The sequence below is a fragment of the Paenibacillus sp. FSL R10-2796 genome (assembly GCF_037965315.1).
Taxonomy (GTDB): Bacteria; Bacillota; Bacilli; order Paenibacillales; family Paenibacillaceae; genus Paenibacillus_AQ; species Paenibacillus_AQ odorifer.
Window position 1 is genome coordinate 3,521,210 of record NZ_CP150178.1, and the last position, 17,020, is coordinate 3,538,229.

Below are 17,020 nucleotides of genomic sequence, written 5' to 3' on the forward strand. Positions count from 1 at the left end.
AATTTTCTTAGGAAGTGATATTGTAACCGATATAAAAAAATGAGCAAATGTATGTAAATGTATGCTTCAGTTAATATTAGCTCATATTCATACTCTGGATAAGAAAGAGGGATACAATTGTTTTCAAAACGGCAAAAAGAAATACTTTTATACTTAATTAATTCTAATCAACCTGTCACAGCTGCATGGATTGCTAAAGAACTGAATGTTAGCGATCGAACGATCCGTAATGATTTGAAAGAGTTACAAAATATATCCGCCATAGTAGGACTAAAAATAGAGTTAATTCGTGGGAAGGGCTTCGTTGTAAGAGTCTTCGATAAAGATATATTTTCCCAAAAATTAAATGAGTTAACTAATGAAAAAATCAATCCTTCTACAGTAGACTTTTCTGAACAAGATAATAGGGTTCTTTATTTGTTGAGTCGGTTTTTATTAGAAAATAAGTATATCAAGTTGGCCACTATTGAAGATGAGATGTTTGTATCTAAATCGACAATCCAAAACGATCTAAAAGAAGTGCGTAAGATACTGGAAAAATACAACCTGAATTTAGTTAATCGGCCTCATTATGGCCTGTTTATAGAGGGCGATGAATTTAAGAAACGAATATGTTTGTCTAATTTTTTATACAAAAGAGAAGAAAACTCCGATCCAACTTTCGATAACTTTACTTTGTTTGACAAAGAGGTATACACGAAAATCAAAGAAATAATCATCGGCAAAGTAAATAAATACAAAATTGAGATTTCAGATATTTCCTTGGAAAACCTCGCTATTCACTTAATAATAGCTTGTAAACGTATCGAAGAGGGATTTTTAATCGAACAACCGTCGGTAAATCTTATGGAAGAGTATCCTTTTGAAAAAATTGTTGCCCATGAAATTGTTAAAGACATTGAAGATTTCACAGATCTGCTCTTTTCCGATTCAGAGATTAATTATATTATCATCCATTTGGTTGGAACAAAATTGCTGCCGAAAGAAAATCTAACGGAGTACAGTAAGTTCGATGAAGTGGACTCCATTGTCAGCTGTATTTTGAAAAGTTTACAAACTGAGTTGAATTGGGATTTTGGCCATGACCATGAATTTATTCAAGCCCTGACCCTTCACATTAGGCCTGCGATGAATAGATTAAGATACAACATGAATTTTAGAAATCCTCTGTTAAATGATATTAAGACGAGTTTTCCAGCCGCATTCGAAGGAGCACTTATTGCGAGTAAATGTATTAACTACTATTTAGATTCAGAAGTTGGAGAACATGAGGTTGCTTACATTGCCTTGCACATTGGGGTTGCTTTAGAAAGAATGAAAAATAAAAACAAAAAAATAAAACGAGTTATTCTTGTATGTGCGTCTGGTGTTGGAAGTGCCAAATTACTTTATTACCGATTGATCAATTCATTTGAGAATCTATTGCAGATTGTAGACACAATTAGTTTTTACAAATTAGCAGAAACGGACCTATCCTCGATTGATTTTATTATCAGTACAGTTCCGATCAATGAAGATATAGGTATTCCCGTCTATGTTGTAAATACCTTTCTAGAAGCTAAAGACCTCAAAAGAATCAAGGAAGTCTTACTGTCTTCAGAACAGGTGGCAGAAACTCATTCTTACCTTGACACATCTAGAGTATTCGTGAAAAAAGAATTTACCACAAAGGAAAGTGTGATTCATTTTTTAAGCAATGAGCTAACAAAACAAGGACTTGTACCAGAGCATTATGAATCCTTAGTAGTTGAAAGAGAGTCCTATGCACCCACTAGTTTTGGAAATCTTGTCGCTGTTCCACATCCTTCACTTCCTGTTACCTCGGAAACCTTTTGGACAATCTGTACGTTAAAACGTCCTATTCGTTGGAATGATAAGCAAATGGTGCAATTAATTTGTTTATTAAACATTAAAGAAGGAAACAATGTCGACCTAGATAAAATGTATAAAAAGCTAGGATCATTGATAGAGGATAAAGAGATTGTTGTGCAGATCCTTGCTAAGGACTCTGTGGAAGAAATTATACAATTACTAAACTAGAGTGAGTGAGAAATTAGGTACTGCCTTACTATTTGCAATGTAACCGTTTCCTGTTGATTTGGAAAAAGGTTAGCTTAAAAAGAAAGCGATTTAAGTTTACACTAAAGGTGTTCAATAAATGATAATTTTAGGGGGAAGTCAATATGAATACAATTATGTTAGTGTGTTCAGCAGGAATGAGTACAAGCCTTTTAGTAACAAAAATGCAGAAGGTTGTTGAAGAAAAAGGGTTGGATGTCGATGTTTTTGCTAAATCAGCATCTGAAATTGATATTACTTTGCAAGAGAAAAAGGTTGATGTCTTATTGTTAGGACCTCAGGTGAAATATATGAAAAAGCAATTAGAAACAAGATTAGCAGATAAAAACATTCCTATAGAAGCTATTGATATGTTGAATTACGGAATGATGAACGGTGAAAAAGTACTTGAACAAGCCTTGCAATTAATTGAAAGTAAATAGAGATAAGAGAGGAGTAGAGAGAAATGGTAGATGAAGTGAAAGAGGAATACTATACTGTGGCTTTTAACATTATCAGTAATGTAGGCGCAGCTAAAAGCTTAGTAATGGAGGCGCTTTACGCAGCCAAAGAGGGAGAATTTAAAGAGGCACAAGAAAAATTAGAAGAATCAAAGCAATTTTTTAGAGAAGGTCATAAAATGCATAAATCATTAATCAAAAGAGAAGCAAATGGCGAACAGCTTCAATTCTCACTGATCCTTATGCATGCTGAAGACCAACTAATGAGTGTAGAGACCATTTCTTTACTTGTTACGGAAATCATTGAACTTTATAAGCTTTCAAAATAGGATCAAAAAGAAGTGGCATCGCAATAAGAAAATACTTCTTCGGGAGCGTGCAAGAAACTATGGATAAAATAACGAAATTTTTAGAAGATAAGGTAATGCCAGTTGCAGGTAAAATCTCTGGTCAGCGGCATTTACAAGCGCTTCGCGATGCAATGGTTTTAACTATCCCGTTTATTATTATCGGTTCCATTTTTTTAATCTTAGCAAACCTGCCAATTCCAGCCTATTTAGATTTCTTGGTCGCCCATCCAAATATCAAAACAGCTTTACTATATCCGTACAATGGTACATTTAACCTTGTCGCATTAGTTGCAACATTTGCCGTGGGATATAGACTAGCAGAGAGCTATAAAGTGGATCCGCTTTCTTCAGGGGCTGTGGCATTATGTTCATATTTTGTGGTCACTCCATCAACTTCTTTCACAGTAGATGATGTTGTTACAAAAGCAATGAACGTGAATTATTTTTCGAGTCAAGGTTTATTTGTAGGATTGTTAACCGCAATCTTCGCAACAGAAATATATCGCAGAATCGTACAAAAAAATATAGTTATTAAAATGCCGGATGGTGTGCCGCCAACAGTTGCTAAATCCTTTACAGCGATTATTCCTGGTTTCTTTGTTATCGTGAGTGTCTGGGGAGTTCGCCTACTTGTTGAGAACTTTACTGGTTTTGATAACGTGCATACCATTGTTGCCAAGCTTCTTCAACAACCATTAACCACTGTTGGAACAAGCTTAGCGGGAACAATTGTTGTGTTCTTGTTAATCAACTTATTATGGGCAATCGGATTACATGGTTCCACCATTGTAGGTTCTGTCATGTTGCCTATCTGGTTGCAATTGACCTCAGAAAATGCTGCAGCCTACGCAGCGGGTTCACCCGTCCATAATATTGTTACAGCAGAGTTCAGATATCTTATCTTTATCGGTGGATCTGGTGCAACTCTAGGACTAACGATTGCTATGTTATTCTTTGCGAAGAGCAAACAGCTGAAACAAATGGGTCGACTGACGATTGGACCAGGACTATTTAATATTAATGAGCCGTTAATCTTTGGGATGCCTATCGTATTAAACCCAATGATGTTAATCCCATTTCTTATAACACCGATTGTTACTGTTTTGATAACCTATCTCTCCATGGATTTTGGATTAGTAGCGTTGCCAATAGGTGTACTGCCTCCGGGAACAATGCCATTAATTATCGGCGGATATTTGATGACAGGTAGTATCTCGGGAATGATCTTACAAATTGTACTGTTTGCAGTAGCGTTTATTATTTACTATCCGTTCTTTAGAATAATGGATAATCAAAAATATAAAGAAGAACAAGATGCCCTTATCCAACAGGTTTAATCCGTAGCATATGTTTTATTTAACAACAAGGAGGGTTTACACATGTTTGAATTGAAAACGACATTTCCAGAAAACTTTTTATGGGGAGGAGCAGCAGCTGCCAATCAACTAGAAGGAGCAAGTAATGTTGGCGGTAAAGGGCTTTCTCTAGCAGATGTATATATTTTTGACGAAAACACCCCTAAAAAAAACTGGTCTGACCAGTGGCACCTCATGACTCATAAACAAATAGAAGAAGCACAAGATCCCGCAAGTGAAAAGTATTATCCCAAAAGACATGGGGTGGATTTTTATCACCACTATAAAGAAGATATTGCTTTATTGGCCGAAATGGGTTTTAAAGCCTTCCGTATGTCCATTGCTTGGACTCGTATTTTTCCAAATGGGGATGAATTAATCCCTAATGAAGAAGGTCTTGCATTTTATGATCGTGTGTTTGATGAATTGAACAAATATGGAATTGAGCCTATTGTTACTTTATCCCATTATGAAATGCCACTTCATCTAACAACTAAGTATGGAGGTTGGGTGAACCGGAAAGTTATAGATTTCTTTGTTCGCTATGCAACCACTGTAGCTGAAAGATACAAGCATAAAGTGAAATATTGGATGACTTTTAATGAAATTAACTGTGTAGTACACCACCAATATGTAAGTTTAGGGGTTATCGAAGAAAATCACCCGAATATTGAACAAGCAATGTTTCAAGGAGCGCATCATCAATTTGTCGCAAGTGCACTTGCAACCAAAGCGTGTAAAGAAAGTAATCCTCAAGCAATGGTTGGATGTATGGTTAGTTATCAACTTCTTGTTCCTTATAGCTGTGATCCTGACGACGTTCAAGCCACAGTTGATAAACAACGTACCTCTTTATTCTTTACTGATGTTCAAGCGAGAGGTTACTATCCGGCTTATACCGCTCGAATGTTTGCAGAAAAAAATATAGTTCTGAAAACAGAGCCCGAGGATGAACAAATCATGAAAGACTATCCAATGGATTATGTATCCTTTAGCTACTATATGTCTGGTGCAGTCAGTGCACATCCAGAAAAGATAGAAGGCGCAGAAGGGAATTTGCTTACAGGCGGAGTGAAAAATCCTTATTTACCATCGAGTGATTGGGGTTGGCAGATTGATCCTAAGGGTTTACGAACTGCAATAAACCAATTGTATGACCTCTATCAAAAGCCGGTACTTGTTGCAGAGAATGGCCTAGGTGCCTTAGACGTATTACAAGAAGGCGATGTTATAGAGGATGATTACCGAATTGATTATTTAAAAGAACATATTAAGCAAATAAAAGAAGCCATTGCAGATGGTGTAGATGTAATGGGCTACACAAGCTGGGGTTGCATAGATATGGTGAGTGCAGGAACAAATCAAATGTCCAAACGTTATGGTTACATTTATGTGGACCAAGATGATATGGGCAGAGGTACAAAACGTCGTATAAAGAAAAAATCATTTTATTGGTACAAAAATGTTATCGCTACTAATGGAGAACAATTAGATTAATTATTAAAGCGTACAACGAAATGATTTATCTGGAGGCATTATCAAAAGCAGTCCTATGCTGGACTCGCTTTTGGTAATGCTTTTTTTACTGAATTGTTGACATGTGACCATTTGGTGTCTTATAATCAATCAGACACCAAATGGTGTCCTATTAATTAATAATGATGGATACCAGGTGACATTACAGGAAATATTACGGAAAAGGTGGGGGTGGTTGTGAGCGACAATAGTCAAGTGAGAGATGTTTATGACGCTGTTGCGGATCCAACAAGACGAAAACTTCTTCAAATTCTGGCTGATGTTGATGAATTACCTCTGTATGAGATAACGATTCATTTTGAAATGGGTCGTACAGCCGTTTCGAAGCATTTAAATATACTTAAAGATGCTGGTCTCGTAATTGCTCGAAAGGTTGGCAGAGAGACGAGGTATCGGTTGAATGCCAATCCTTTGAAAGAAATTCAAGATTGGGTATCTTTTTATGAAGGATTCTGGAAACAAAGAATTGATAAATTAAAACTTATATTGGAGGAATAACTATGAAACCAGATGTATTATTAGATTTTCAATTTACAAGTTCGATCGAGAAGGTATGGAATGCTTTAACGGATTCGGATACGCTTGCGAAATGGATCTGGAGTAATGATTTTAAACCCGTCGTTGGTCATAAATTTCAATTCCGTGCTGAGCCAAATGAATGGTGGGATGGAATTGTAGATAGCGAAGTACTCGTCGTGGATGAGCCGCATACGTTATCTTATACTTGGAATAGTGCGGGAGAAAGTACAACTGTTACTTGGACTTTGAGTCAAGATTCAGAGGGGAAGGTTAATCTCCATTTAGATCAATCAGGATTTAGTGAAGAGACGAAAGCCCGCCAAGGAGCCATCGAAGGTGCTAAATATGCTTGGACAAATATGGGTGGTCAGCTCGAAAAGGTATTAGCAGAATTATAATTTCAAGAATAGGGCGCTTTTCTGGAACAAGGAAAGTGCCCTTTTTAATGGAATAAATCATGGCAATACTAGATGAAGAGAATGGAGATGAGATGAGCTTACTATGAAAATAAATCAATTAATTGCGAACAATATTAACAGATTAGAAACGGTACTGCCAGTTGATGAGTCGTTAGGAATTGCTGGTTTGTCTGGATCTGGTAAAACAACTTTTTGTCAAACGATTGGGGAAGAATCAAAAAAACGTCTCGTTTCCTTACTGCCAAAAGCTGAATACCAGTATTTATTCCCCAATATTATGGAGACTAATTTCAGTGCGATCAAAATGGAAGCAATGCCACTTGTTCTTTTTCTTGGTAGATCATCCATATCTTCAAATCCTCGGTCAACCATTGGCACACATACAGGTGTGTTTACTGAAATCCGTGTCACTCTTGCTGAACAATATAATCTCTCTCCAGAGGTTTTTTCATTTAATAATGAATTGGGTTGGTGTCCTGATTGTAAGGGTCGTGGAACTACAAAAAATGTCGAGTGTAAAAAGTGTCAGGGGAAACGCTATAATCAAGCAGCTGAACAATATAAAATTGAATTATTGGATCAAGCAAAGAGTATTTCTGATCTAAACGACTTAAGTATAGAGACCATTTTATCACAGGCAGATATTCTAAAAATAAGTGAAGGTAAACAACAAATTCTGAAAAATATAATCAATATGAATATTGGTTATTTAACATTAAATCGTATTATGGGTACATTATCAGGCGGAGAATTAACACGACTTTACTTGGCAGAATTCATGGCAACAAGTGAAAATACCGTGATTATCATTGATGAAATCTCCGTGGGTCTCGATCACCAAACCCTATTGAAGATTTTAGCGGAGATTAAACAGTTGGGATATAAAAATCAAATTTGGCTTATTGACCATTCTGACACCGTGCTGGACACAGCGGATAAACACTTGTTCTTTGGACCTGGCAGTGGCAAATATGGCGGGAAAATTGTTGAAGAATCACCACGTCCTGAGCCCATCAATAGAGAACTAAATCAGGCAGCACCTGCAGAATATTATCAATTTCATGATCTTTATTGTCGTAATATTCAAATGGCCCAAATTCAGATTCCTCAAAATAGACTGGTAACTTTTACAGGTGAGTCCGGATGTGGTAAATCTACACTGGTTAATGAATGTATGGTCAAAGATTTTCTAAAGCGTTATTCCAAAGATAAGCTGGTGATCGTAGGGCAAGATCGAAATCAGTCGATTACCAGTCGCTCGACCGTTGCCACTTTTCTTGATATTAAAAGGAAACTCACAAAGTACAGTGAGGATATTGATGATATTTTTGAGCGCTCGATTGAAGATATTATTGTTGAACTGCCAAATGAGGACATTGCTCATAAAAGACTAAGCTTATTGATCAAGCTTGGACTTGGTTATTTGACGTTGGAGCGAAAAACACAGTCCTTATCCACGGGTGAATTTCAATGTGTCCATTTAGTTTCTGAGCTGTTTGCGGGCTCAAGAAATCCACATACACTTTTTATTTTTGACGAGCCTTCCAAAGGTTTATCACAAAATATTTTAAATCAATTCATTGACAGCATTAGGGACATTCTGCAGGATGAATCTGTCTCCATAATCATGATTGAACATAATTCTTATATGTTAGAGAACTCTGATTTTATCGTTGATTTTGGCAAAAGACAGCTTGCACCTGTGGAGCATCTTGATGTTCTCAGTCATGATGATTATTATCGTCAACAAAATCCTGCTGATAGTTTGGCACCTGCGCACATTTCTTCAACACTCCAGCTACAAAATGGAATTGACTATTTAAAAGAAAGTCAGATCCCCTATTTTAAAAATGCAGAGAACATCTATAAAGGTGGCATCTTAAAAAGCTTATCCTCCATGGCCCGCCTGATTTATGGTGAATATGAATCGGATACGATTGCGCCTGTCATCGCCATTGATCTGGAACGACACTTGTATAGTCAGTTTACTTTCCTTTATGAAATGGGTGGCTTGATCAACCATATTGTGGCAGCGCATCCCACTAATAAAGATACAAAAAGCTTTGATTTCTATCAATCAGACAATCATTGTCCAAGCTGTAAGGGCCGCCGTGTGATTGAAGAATTTGACTTTGATATTGTTCTTCAGGACAAGAACGTACCCTTTTGGGACGGTTCATTACATCCAGATGCGATGGAGATTCTGAAATTCTATCAATTACCAAAAATAAAATTCATCTTTGATGAGTTAAAGAATGAGCTCGGACAGGATATTAGCAAAAGTTATAATGAGATGACAGAAGCTGAAAAACACACCTTTTTATACGGGTATTGGGAAAAGTCCTTCTATGATAAAGCAGCTAAAGCCTCGAGAACTTGGGATGGCTTTAATACCATTATCGGGAACTATATGGTTATCTCGAAATCGATTATTAAAGAGCATATTAAAGCATCCAAAAAAATGATTACCTGTCCAATTTGTCAAGGAACGGTATTAAATCATCATAAAAAGCTTAAATACGGCGACACTGATATTCGTGAGATTATTGGGATGCCCCTTGATCAAGTTATTAGTACTGTTGGCGAATTACAGGTACTAGAAAAAATGAAAGCCATCGTGGGCGGCGATATGGTTTTGACAGAAGAGGTCTCTCTATTACCTAGGGAAACACAAGTCGCTCTAAAAATGCTTGAACTAGAGTTAGGAAGTTTTGCGCAATATGAAATGGTGTTACAAAATGCCCTGCCATTCTGGGACAGCATTAGCGGCAGTATCGAAACCATCAGCATGAAAAACCGGATTACGATCTGTGATTTTGCCAATATCCACGAAACAAGAGAAAATATCATAGATAAGTATTTCACTAATGGAAAATATAAAAAGCTGACTTATGTCTATGAAGCGTTTGGTTACAAAAAAATCGTCACCTTAATTAATAAGGTTAAAGCAAGCCATCCCTGTCCATTCTGTAAAGGAAAAAAAGTTATCTCGGAAGATGGACTTCATGATGGTGTATATAAATTAACTATTCCCTGTGTGAGTTGTTATGCGAGTGGAATCAATGATGAAGGACGTAAGGAAGTCGTTGAAGGTATAGATGTTCAAACTTGGCTAACGGGTAAAGTAAGTGACGTTATTTCTGAAAGCTTAAATATTGAAGCTGTTGCTGATATTCCAATTTTCAATCGTATTCGTGAGTTGAATAAACAAGAGATGATGGCAGTTTACCAATTTCTTGAGCAATAAAGTTTAGTTTTCTTAAAAAGACGATATATAAAAGAAACGCATCGAGTCTATAGACTCGATGCGTTTTTTTATAATTGATTATAAAGCTCACCATCAACAGGTTCTAACCATTCTGTTTCTCCGGGTGAAATGGCTAAGTGGACAAACCAACTGTCTTTTGTAGCACCATGCCAATGTTTTACGTTCGCTGGAATATTCACAACATCCCCGCTTTGGAGGAATTGAGCTGGTTTGCCTTTTTCTTGATACCAACCCTCACCACCGGTAACTAATAATACTTGTCCGATTTTATGGAAGTGCCAGTTATTGCGAGCTCCCGGGGCAAAGGTTACGTTCCCAATAGGCGCATTCAAAGGTGTCGCATCAGTATAAATCATCTGCAAGTATGCATCACCTATAAAATTAGCTTCAACCTTTTGTCCGAGTGGAAAGATAGTACTGTTGCTTAGTTGCTCATTAGCCATAATAAAAAAACCTCTTTCGTTTAATTTTTATAAATTTCTTTGGCAATATTAAATGCCGACCAAGCTTTAGGCCACCCTATATAAAACGAAAGGTGCGTGATGATTTCCGCTACTTCATCTTTTGTGACTCCGTTTGCCTTTGCTTTATGCAGATGTGGAGTTAATTGTTCAAAGTTTCCTCCTGATATTAATGCTGAAACTGTAATCATGCTGCGGTCACGTGCAGATAATTCTTTCTCTCTTGACCACACTTCACCGAATAAGATATCATCGTTCAGTTCAGCAAATTTCGGAGCGAATTCTCCTAACAAATCTCGTCCTGCTGTTTGTTTTTCAGCCATCTAAGAACATCCCTTTCATCGATGATTAACTGCTTCAAAATGAAGTATAGACCTTAAAGTACACTTTAAGGCAAGCCATAAAAATGGATTGATACTCCGACATTTGGTTTTTTATTAATTTAAGTATATCCTTTGAATAGAAACAAAATTAGAAATGGAGGTGGGGATCATGCCTTATTCCATTGGAGAATTTGCAGAAATCGTCGGTGTTAACAAGAGCACGCTCAGATATTATGAAATGGAAGGCTTACTTACTCCACATCGAAGTGACAATAATTTACGCGAATATACAGATCAGGATATAGGTTGGGTTCAATTTTTGCTTCATTTAAAAGATTCAGGAATGACGATGGCAGAATTGAAGCAATATACCGAGTGGCGGGCTATGGGGGACGAGACAATTCCTGAACGGAAAAATTTACTTGAACAGCGTAAGCAACAAGTGGAACAAGAAATTAAGGCATTGCAACAAAACTTAGATATACTGAACCGTAAAATTGTATTTTATAATGATCAACTAACGGGGAATAAATACGAATTCGTCCTTTATCACAATGAAAAGATACCACATCAAGAAGAAAAAGTAGATTCCTAACAAGTTAAGAGGCAGATGAACAACTTTTGATTATCAAAGGTTGTTCATCTGCCTCTTCTAATTTCAAAACTTGAAATCGAAGATGAGAGTCTATTTGTGTAATCATATTGCATGATCCGGTCGAGATATTACATTCTCATTTATCCGTTTATTAATTATATTGAAGCTGTATTCGTTAAAAAAAACCAGAGTAAAGGAGAAATTACTTTTGAGAAGAGAACTGAGGAAGGTTTTGTCTTTTTTGTTGGTTTTAGTGACAGTGGTTGGCACAGGGATTAGCTTTGACGGCAATATTGTAAACGCTTTCGGTCCTAATGTCTTATATGTACCACCAGCAGATTCACCATCCTATGGGGCTTTATCACCTAGGGCAATCCAGCTTAAATATAGTGGCATCAACAATAATAAAATGTATGCTACATTTGAACAAACCTCTAATACCACCCCTGTTTTCCCTATTTATGAAAGCGTTGACAATGGTGTCACTTGGAATCAGGTTGGAGAAGTGGAGGATACTCAAAACGGTTGGGGAATGTTAAATTGCCCTGAATTGTTTGAACTCCCCCAATCTATAGGTAACATGCCTGCAGGTACTATGCTTCTTGCAGGAAATTCTGTGCCAAGCAACAAAGCAGCTACCAAGTTGGAATTATATAAAAGCAATGATTTAGGTAGAACATGGACATATGTAAGCACCATTGCTGAAGGTGGACGAAACGATATTGGTTATGATCCCATTTGGGAGCCTTTCTTTTTGGTTCACAACAACAAACTCATTGTTTATTATTCAGATGAACGTGATCCTGCCCATGCCCAGAAGTTAGTTCATCAGACTACGTTGGAGGGTACGAACTGGGGACCTGTGGTAGTTGATGTGGCATTTGCAGACAGTAAATTACGTCCAGGAATGCCTACAATCGCTAAGCTGGGCAATGGTAATTACGCAATGACCTATGAGATGGTCGGATACCCGGGCGTGCCCAATTATTTGAAAATTTCAGCAGATCCTGAGAGCTGGAATCCAACTGAAGTAGGATCTCTTGTAGGGTACGGAGGAAGTCCCTATATTTCTGTTTTGGGAGATGGGAGACTCGTATTAAACGTTGCAGGGAAAAAAGAAGTGCTGATCAACTCTTCTAGAGTGGATGCATCCGGAAGCTGGGTTCCATATAATCCGCCCGTAGATGCAGGGTATAACCGCCAACTACTGCCGCTTAGCAATGGCCGCTTATTTATCCCTCAAGCCGGATTTTTTAGTGGGAAAAACACGGTGAAATATGGTGATATGTCCGTAGGTTACTACAAATTAATTAATGTGAAGAGTGGGAAGGCTTTAGGTGTATTGGAAGGTGGAACTGCGAATGGCAATCCGCTCGTCCAATGGAGCAGCGGGACTAATTCTTTGGATCAATATTGGCTCATTTCCACAGCGGAAAGTGGTTATGCTCCTAATGGTTACAAATCCATTGTGAATGCAAAAAGTGGAAAGGTCGCCGGAATATTAGAAGGATCAACAACAGAAGGAGCTAAAGCCGTTTTATGGACTGAAAACCATTCCGATGACCAGCAGTGGACTTTACAAGCCTCTGGTAACTACTACAAGATTGTTAACCGTAACAGTGGTCAGACGTTAGGTATAGCGCAGGGTTCTACTGAAGAGGGTACCCAAGTTATACAGCAGACTGATGCAGGCAGCACTGATCAGCTGTGGGAGTTGGTTCCAGATGAAGGACATATTATGGTGGACAGTTATCGATTAGTTAATGAGAACAGTGGTAAAGTGTTGGGTATCTATCAAGGTTCGATGGCGGATGGAGGGAAGGCGGTTCAGTGGACCAGCGGAATTTCATCCCATGACCAAAATTGGTTTGTAGTCAGCACAGCTGATGGTTATACGAAGCTGGTCAATACTAATAGTCGTAAAAACCTGGGCATTTTAGGAGGTTCATTAGCTAACGGTGCTCAAAGTGTACAATGGAATGATAACGGATCGAATGACCAGCAGTGGACTTTGGAGTCCTCAGGTGATTTTTACAATATTATTAATCGTAACAGTGGAAAAGCTCTGGCAGTAGATCAGGGTTCGACGACAGAGGGGGCAAATATTATTCAAACAAATAATACAGGTTCTGCTGGCCAGCACTGGAAACTAGTCACGAATAGATAATTTATGTAACAAAAAGTCATCGACCTTAAATTAAGGGTGATGACTTTTTGTCGATATAAGCTTTGAATGACTAAATCGTCACCTTCAGTGTCACGGGAATGTCACTTTGGAGAGATATACTATTTCCATCGACATATGGAGGGAATTGTGAAGTTATTATGGGAGTGAAATTACGAAAGATTCTTATTATAGGAACTATTTTGTATACACTGTTGATCTTATATTTTTTGTTTTTTGCTTTCAATAGAGTAGAGCATGCAACAAGCCAGTATGAATATACGTTTATGTTGATTCCAGAAAGTGTTCCGCTTCTTTTTCCTGATCTCTTTGATCTATCCTTTTCTTGGTTTTATGACTTTGGGAACATCGCTGCTTTTATTCCTTTTGGCGTATTATTTCCTTTGCTGTATCGTACACATTTTAAGAAGTTTATTTGTTTGTTTATCTTAACAATTTTTGTGCTGGAAAGTCTTCAAGCTTTAACTTTTTTGGGTTCCTTTGATGTAGCCGATGTCATCTCCAATACGTTAGGGGCAATGATCGGATTTTGTGCATATAAGATTGGATTTTCCCCGGAAATCACCAGGAGATCACTTTTTACTTCGGCATTATCTGTTGTTGTGCTATTGGTTGGAATCATGGGAATCTCTGAGATCATTGATTTAACTCTGAAGAAAAGTGAAAGACCCGTGCAGGGATTACAAACGTTGGAAAAGCTTACGGGAAGCATGCCTACCACGCATAATCTTCCCCGTTTCACTATCGCAGGTAAAAATATAATACCAAAAATGAATTTGTACAGCAGTGAAGGTGAAGATATTAAAAAATACACCTATACTTTGGGTGATAAAAAAGAGGTATGGTTATATTTCAGCTTTGGATTCCCGCAAAATGAAAATTCTAGCAGTGAACTAATGATTATAGCTGATGGTAACATGATCCTTCAATCCAGTGAACAATATAGTTCCCAAGCTGAACTCAACAATACGGCACTAGTTACCGTAAAAGAAATAACCTTTATCCTTAAAGGGAATGTGAAGTTATGGGATGTAGGATTTAGTGAAATGAAGCATTGGTGGGAATGAGGAACTAACCCTTCGTTAATTTTATTAACGGAGGGTTTCTTTTGCTGATCGCCTCATATACATATTCCGATATACAGCCGGGGTGAGGTTCTCGTATTTTTTGAAGGTTTTAATGAAATAGCCCGTGTCGCAAAAGCCCAAATCATCACTGACTTGATTGATCGGGGAATCCGTGGATTCCAGCAGTTGCTTAGCCCATTCAATCTTGAGTCTGGCAATGAAGATGGAGAAATTCTCTCCAGTTTCTTTAGTGAAAATACGGCTGAAATAACTGGGGCTGATATGACAAAGCTTAGCCATCTCTTTGAGGCTGAAATTCTCATTTTTGTGAGCATAAATGTAATTAAAAGCAGGCTGAAGCACAGAATTTACTGAGACGAACTTTTGTACACCATTCTTTAATTTGGTCTCGATCAAGGCCCCGGATAACTCCTGCTGTATGGATTGGATTTTTCGGTACGTACGGTCTGACTCGTCCATTGCTTCAGCAGAAGCGGGTTCTTCTATATTGGTGGTCAGAACCTTTTTGTACAAATCCACAGTAGTATGCTTTTGAATGGCTTCCTCCACGATATAGGTACTTAACTGCAGCAGCAGCTCAACACACTTTGTTACTTCATCGTAGGATAAAACAGGCAGTGCCTGGTAATCCTCTTTGAGTGCTTTAAATTTCATGTTCGTCTCCACATTCGGCGGGCGAGAGACAATTTGCTCCAGTTGTGGCACGTCAGGTTCACGAAGCTTGAGCTGTCCGGCCATAATTGCACCTAGATATTGATTATCTATAATGATCGGAATCGCGATATCTATAATATTGAAATGACATAAATAAATAAACGGTTTGTTCTGGCGAACCGCTTCAATCCCAGCGCGGGCATCACATTTTTGACAATATTGAGAGAGATGGGAGTCCTGGCGCACACCTTGACAGAATGGCTGGCAATAGCTGTGCTTGGTCACGGGAACACCCTTGTAATCAACAGTAAGAATAGCCATTTTGGTTACAAGAGATAAGGAATCCTGGAGCTTTTCCCATTTCTTCAAGTCAATAATTTCTTCTAGATTGAACCGGGATTTTGACATCACAAAATTCTCCTATGTAAGTTATAGAATCTTAATGAACATTATACAGAATAATTCAACACAATGACATGAAAGTTCGATTTTTCACGATTATGACAAAAAAATACGATAAGAAAACGCTTTAATAAGCTTTTATTGTTTCATGTTTCTTAAATTAGAGCAATCTATAATGATAACTATAAACAACTGAGGAGGAACGAAAAATGAGAAGAGCATTTATCAGTCCGACGAAATATGTACAAGGTGAGAATGAATTATTGAACTTAGGTTACTTCGTAAAAACATTTGGTGATTCTGCTTTGTTAATTGCCCATCCAGATGATGTAACACGTGTGAAAGACAAACTGGAGTCAACTAAACAGAAATTTAATATAACTCTTGTTGAAAGCGGCTTCCACGGGGAATGCTCAAGACAAGAAGTCGCCAGATTACAAGCGCTAGCCAAAGAACATCAATGTTCATGTACGATTGGCTTGGGTGGAGGTAAGGCGATTGATACGGCAAAATGTGTAGCTGAAGGAGAAGCGCTGATTATCGTTCCAACGATAGCAGCAACTGATGCTCCGACAAGCCACTCAGCGGTGCTCTATACTCCGGAAGGTGAATTCGATGATTATGCTTATTTCAAGCAAAGCCCGAGTGTAGTCATGATTGATACAACAGTTATTGCCAATGCACCTACAAGATTTCTTGTGGCAGGTATGGGAGATGCACTTTCAACCTATTTTGAAGCAAGAGCTACTGCAAATTCTTACTCCAATGTGAATGCAGGTTTACCTTGCGGAGTTCGTGAAGGGGTTTGCGGTGAAGCTAAAGGAACAGTAACAGCGTTGGGACTTGCGAAGCTCTGCTATGAGACATTGCTTGAGAATGGATTCAAGGCGAAGCAAGCTTGCGATCTGAATATCGTAACCCCAGCTTTGGAGAATATAATTGAGACGAATATTCTTTTATCGGGTCTTGGGTTTGAAAGTGGTGGTTTGGCAGCGATTCATGCGATTCATAATGGGTTAACTGCTTTGGAAGGAACTCATCATTATTATCATGGTGAAAAGGTTGCCTTCAGCACGATTGCTCAATTGGTTCTTGAAAATGCAGACCGGACTGAATTAAAAGAAGTGTTGGACTTCTGTCTTTCGATTGGCCTCCCAGTATGCTTAGCGGATATTGGTGTTGAGCATGTAACCTATGAGGAACTGCTTGAGGTTGCTAAAAAAGCTTGCATTGCTGAGGAATCTATCCATTCGATGCCGTTCCCAATTACGGAGGATGCGGTTGCATCAGCAATTATGGCAGCCGATCAATTAGGCCGTCAATATAAATCAAGTAAGGAGCTTTAA

15 protein-coding genes are annotated in these 17,020 nt (G+C 38.0%); 12 read left to right on the plus strand and 3 right to left on the minus strand.

Annotation, left to right across the window (positions count from 1 at the left end; genetic code table 11):
- The first annotated feature begins 117 nt into the window (after positions 1 to 117).
- From NST58_RS16055 to NST58_RS16090, 8 genes are all read left to right on the plus strand, one after another.
- The gene (locus tag NST58_RS16055) at positions 118 to 2,040 is read left to right on the plus strand and encodes a BglG family transcription antiterminator (RefSeq protein WP_339248713.1); all 1,923 of its coding nucleotides are present in this window, start codon (positions 118 to 120) and stop codon (positions 2,038 to 2,040) included.
- A gap of 143 nt (positions 2,041 to 2,183) precedes the next feature.
- Positions 2,184 to 2,501 (plus strand): PTS sugar transporter subunit IIB, encoded by a 318-nt coding sequence (locus tag NST58_RS16060; protein WP_036677859.1) that lies wholly within the window; start codon positions 2,184 to 2,186, stop codon positions 2,499 to 2,501.
- Between the two features lie 23 nt (positions 2,502 to 2,524).
- Positions 2,525 to 2,848 (plus strand): PTS lactose/cellobiose transporter subunit IIA, encoded by a 324-nt coding sequence (locus NST58_RS16065; RefSeq protein ID WP_051490993.1) that lies wholly within the window; start codon positions 2,525 to 2,527, stop codon positions 2,846 to 2,848.
- Between the two features lie 59 nt (positions 2,849 to 2,907).
- Positions 2,908 to 4,206: a PTS cellobiose transporter subunit IIC gene (celB, locus tag NST58_RS16070; RefSeq protein WP_038571015.1), complete on the plus strand. Its 1,299-nt coding sequence runs from the start codon at positions 2,908 to 2,910 to the stop codon at positions 4,204 to 4,206.
- A gap of 42 nt (positions 4,207 to 4,248) precedes the next feature.
- Positions 4,249 to 5,721, plus strand: a complete 1,473-nt coding sequence (gene ascB, locus NST58_RS16075; RefSeq protein ID WP_339248714.1) for a 6-phospho-beta-glucosidase — start codon at positions 4,249 to 4,251, stop codon at positions 5,719 to 5,721.
- A 216-nt stretch (positions 5,722 to 5,937) separates the two neighbouring features.
- Positions 5,938 to 6,258, plus strand: coding sequence for a metalloregulator ArsR/SmtB family transcription factor (locus tag NST58_RS16080; RefSeq protein WP_038571021.1), 321 nt, complete (start codon positions 5,938 to 5,940; stop codon positions 6,256 to 6,258).
- 2 nt (positions 6,259 to 6,260) lie between these two features.
- The gene (locus NST58_RS16085; RefSeq protein WP_339248715.1) at positions 6,261 to 6,677 is read left to right on the plus strand and encodes an SRPBCC domain-containing protein; all 417 of its coding nucleotides are present in this window, start codon (positions 6,261 to 6,263) and stop codon (positions 6,675 to 6,677) included.
- A 103-nt stretch (positions 6,678 to 6,780) separates the two neighbouring features.
- On the plus strand, positions 6,781 to 9,945 hold the full coding sequence (locus NST58_RS16090) for an ATP-binding cassette domain-containing protein (protein ID WP_076280640.1): 3,165 nt from the start codon (positions 6,781 to 6,783) through the stop codon (positions 9,943 to 9,945).
- 68 nt (positions 9,946 to 10,013) lie between these two features.
- On the opposite strand, the gene NST58_RS16095 is transcribed toward NST58_RS16090, so the two are convergent.
- Together NST58_RS16095 and NST58_RS16100 are read right to left on the minus strand one after the other, a co-directional pair.
- On the minus strand, positions 10,014 to 10,409 hold the full coding sequence (locus NST58_RS16095) for a cupin domain-containing protein (protein ID WP_076125632.1): 396 nt from the start codon (positions 10,407 to 10,409) through the stop codon (positions 10,014 to 10,016).
- A gap of 20 nt (positions 10,410 to 10,429) precedes the next feature.
- Positions 10,430 to 10,750: a carboxymuconolactone decarboxylase family protein gene (locus NST58_RS16100; protein ID WP_076125630.1), complete on the minus strand. Its 321-nt coding sequence runs from the start codon at positions 10,748 to 10,750 to the stop codon at positions 10,430 to 10,432.
- A 169-nt stretch (positions 10,751 to 10,919) separates the two neighbouring features.
- Between NST58_RS16100 and NST58_RS16105 the strand changes: the two genes are divergently transcribed.
- From NST58_RS16105 to NST58_RS16115, 3 genes are all read left to right on the plus strand, one after another.
- Complete coding sequence (locus NST58_RS16105; protein ID WP_076184593.1) at positions 10,920 to 11,345, plus strand: MerR family transcriptional regulator; 426 nt, start codon at positions 10,920 to 10,922, stop codon at positions 11,343 to 11,345.
- Positions 11,346 to 11,553: 208 nt separating this feature from the next.
- Positions 11,554 to 13,512: an RICIN domain-containing protein gene (locus NST58_RS16110; protein ID WP_339248716.1), complete on the plus strand. Its 1,959-nt coding sequence runs from the start codon at positions 11,554 to 11,556 to the stop codon at positions 13,510 to 13,512.
- Positions 13,513 to 13,670: 158 nt separating this feature from the next.
- Positions 13,671 to 14,597, plus strand: a complete 927-nt coding sequence (locus NST58_RS16115; protein ID WP_339248717.1) for a VanZ family protein — start codon at positions 13,671 to 13,673, stop codon at positions 14,595 to 14,597.
- A gap of 24 nt (positions 14,598 to 14,621) precedes the next feature.
- Here NST58_RS16115 and NST58_RS16120 read toward each other — a convergent pair whose 3' ends face one another.
- Entirely contained in the window at positions 14,622 to 15,680 is a 1,059-nt protein-coding gene (locus tag NST58_RS16120; RefSeq protein ID WP_076217596.1) for a PocR ligand-binding domain-containing protein, read from the minus strand.
- A 203-nt stretch (positions 15,681 to 15,883) separates the two neighbouring features.
- Here NST58_RS16120 and NST58_RS16125 point away from each other — a divergent pair, with 203 nt between their 5' ends.
- A complete protein-coding gene (locus NST58_RS16125; protein WP_076280637.1) occupies positions 15,884 to 17,020 on the plus strand; it encodes a glycerol dehydrogenase in 1,137 nt (378 codons plus the stop codon).

What these genes read in the sequence shown, in the direction of transcription:
- NST58_RS16060 (WP_036677859.1), top strand. Translation starts at nt 2,184, where the DNA reads ATGAATACAATTATGTTAGTGTGTTCAGCAGGAATGAGTACAAGCCTT.
- NST58_RS16065 (WP_051490993.1), top strand. Translation starts at nt 2,525, where the DNA reads ATGGTAGATGAAGTGAAAGAGGAATACTATACTGTGGCTTTTAACATT.
- celB (WP_038571015.1), top strand. Translation starts at nt 2,908, where the DNA reads ATGGATAAAATAACGAAATTTTTAGAAGATAAGGTAATGCCAGTTGCA.
- ascB (WP_339248714.1), top strand. Translation starts at nt 4,249, where the DNA reads ATGTTTGAATTGAAAACGACATTTCCAGAAAACTTTTTATGGGGAGGA.
- NST58_RS16085 (WP_339248715.1), top strand. Translation starts at nt 6,261, where the DNA reads ATGAAACCAGATGTATTATTAGATTTTCAATTTACAAGTTCGATCGAG.
- NST58_RS16090 (WP_076280640.1), top strand. Translation starts at nt 6,781, where the DNA reads ATGAAAATAAATCAATTAATTGCGAACAATATTAACAGATTAGAAACG.
- NST58_RS16095 (WP_076125632.1), bottom strand. Translation starts at nt 10,409, where the DNA reads ATGGCTAATGAGCAACTAAGCAACAGTACTATCTTTCCACTCGGACAA.
- NST58_RS16100 (WP_076125630.1), bottom strand. Translation starts at nt 10,750, where the DNA reads ATGGCTGAAAAACAAACAGCAGGACGAGATTTGTTAGGAGAATTCGCT.
- NST58_RS16105 (WP_076184593.1), top strand. Translation starts at nt 10,920, where the DNA reads ATGCCTTATTCCATTGGAGAATTTGCAGAAATCGTCGGTGTTAACAAG.
- NST58_RS16115 (WP_339248717.1), top strand. Translation starts at nt 13,671, where the DNA reads ATGGGAGTGAAATTACGAAAGATTCTTATTATAGGAACTATTTTGTAT.
- NST58_RS16120 (WP_076217596.1), bottom strand. Translation starts at nt 15,680, where the DNA reads ATGTCAAAATCCCGGTTCAATCTAGAAGAAATTATTGACTTGAAGAAA.
- NST58_RS16125 (WP_076280637.1), top strand. Translation starts at nt 15,884, where the DNA reads ATGAGAAGAGCATTTATCAGTCCGACGAAATATGTACAAGGTGAGAAT.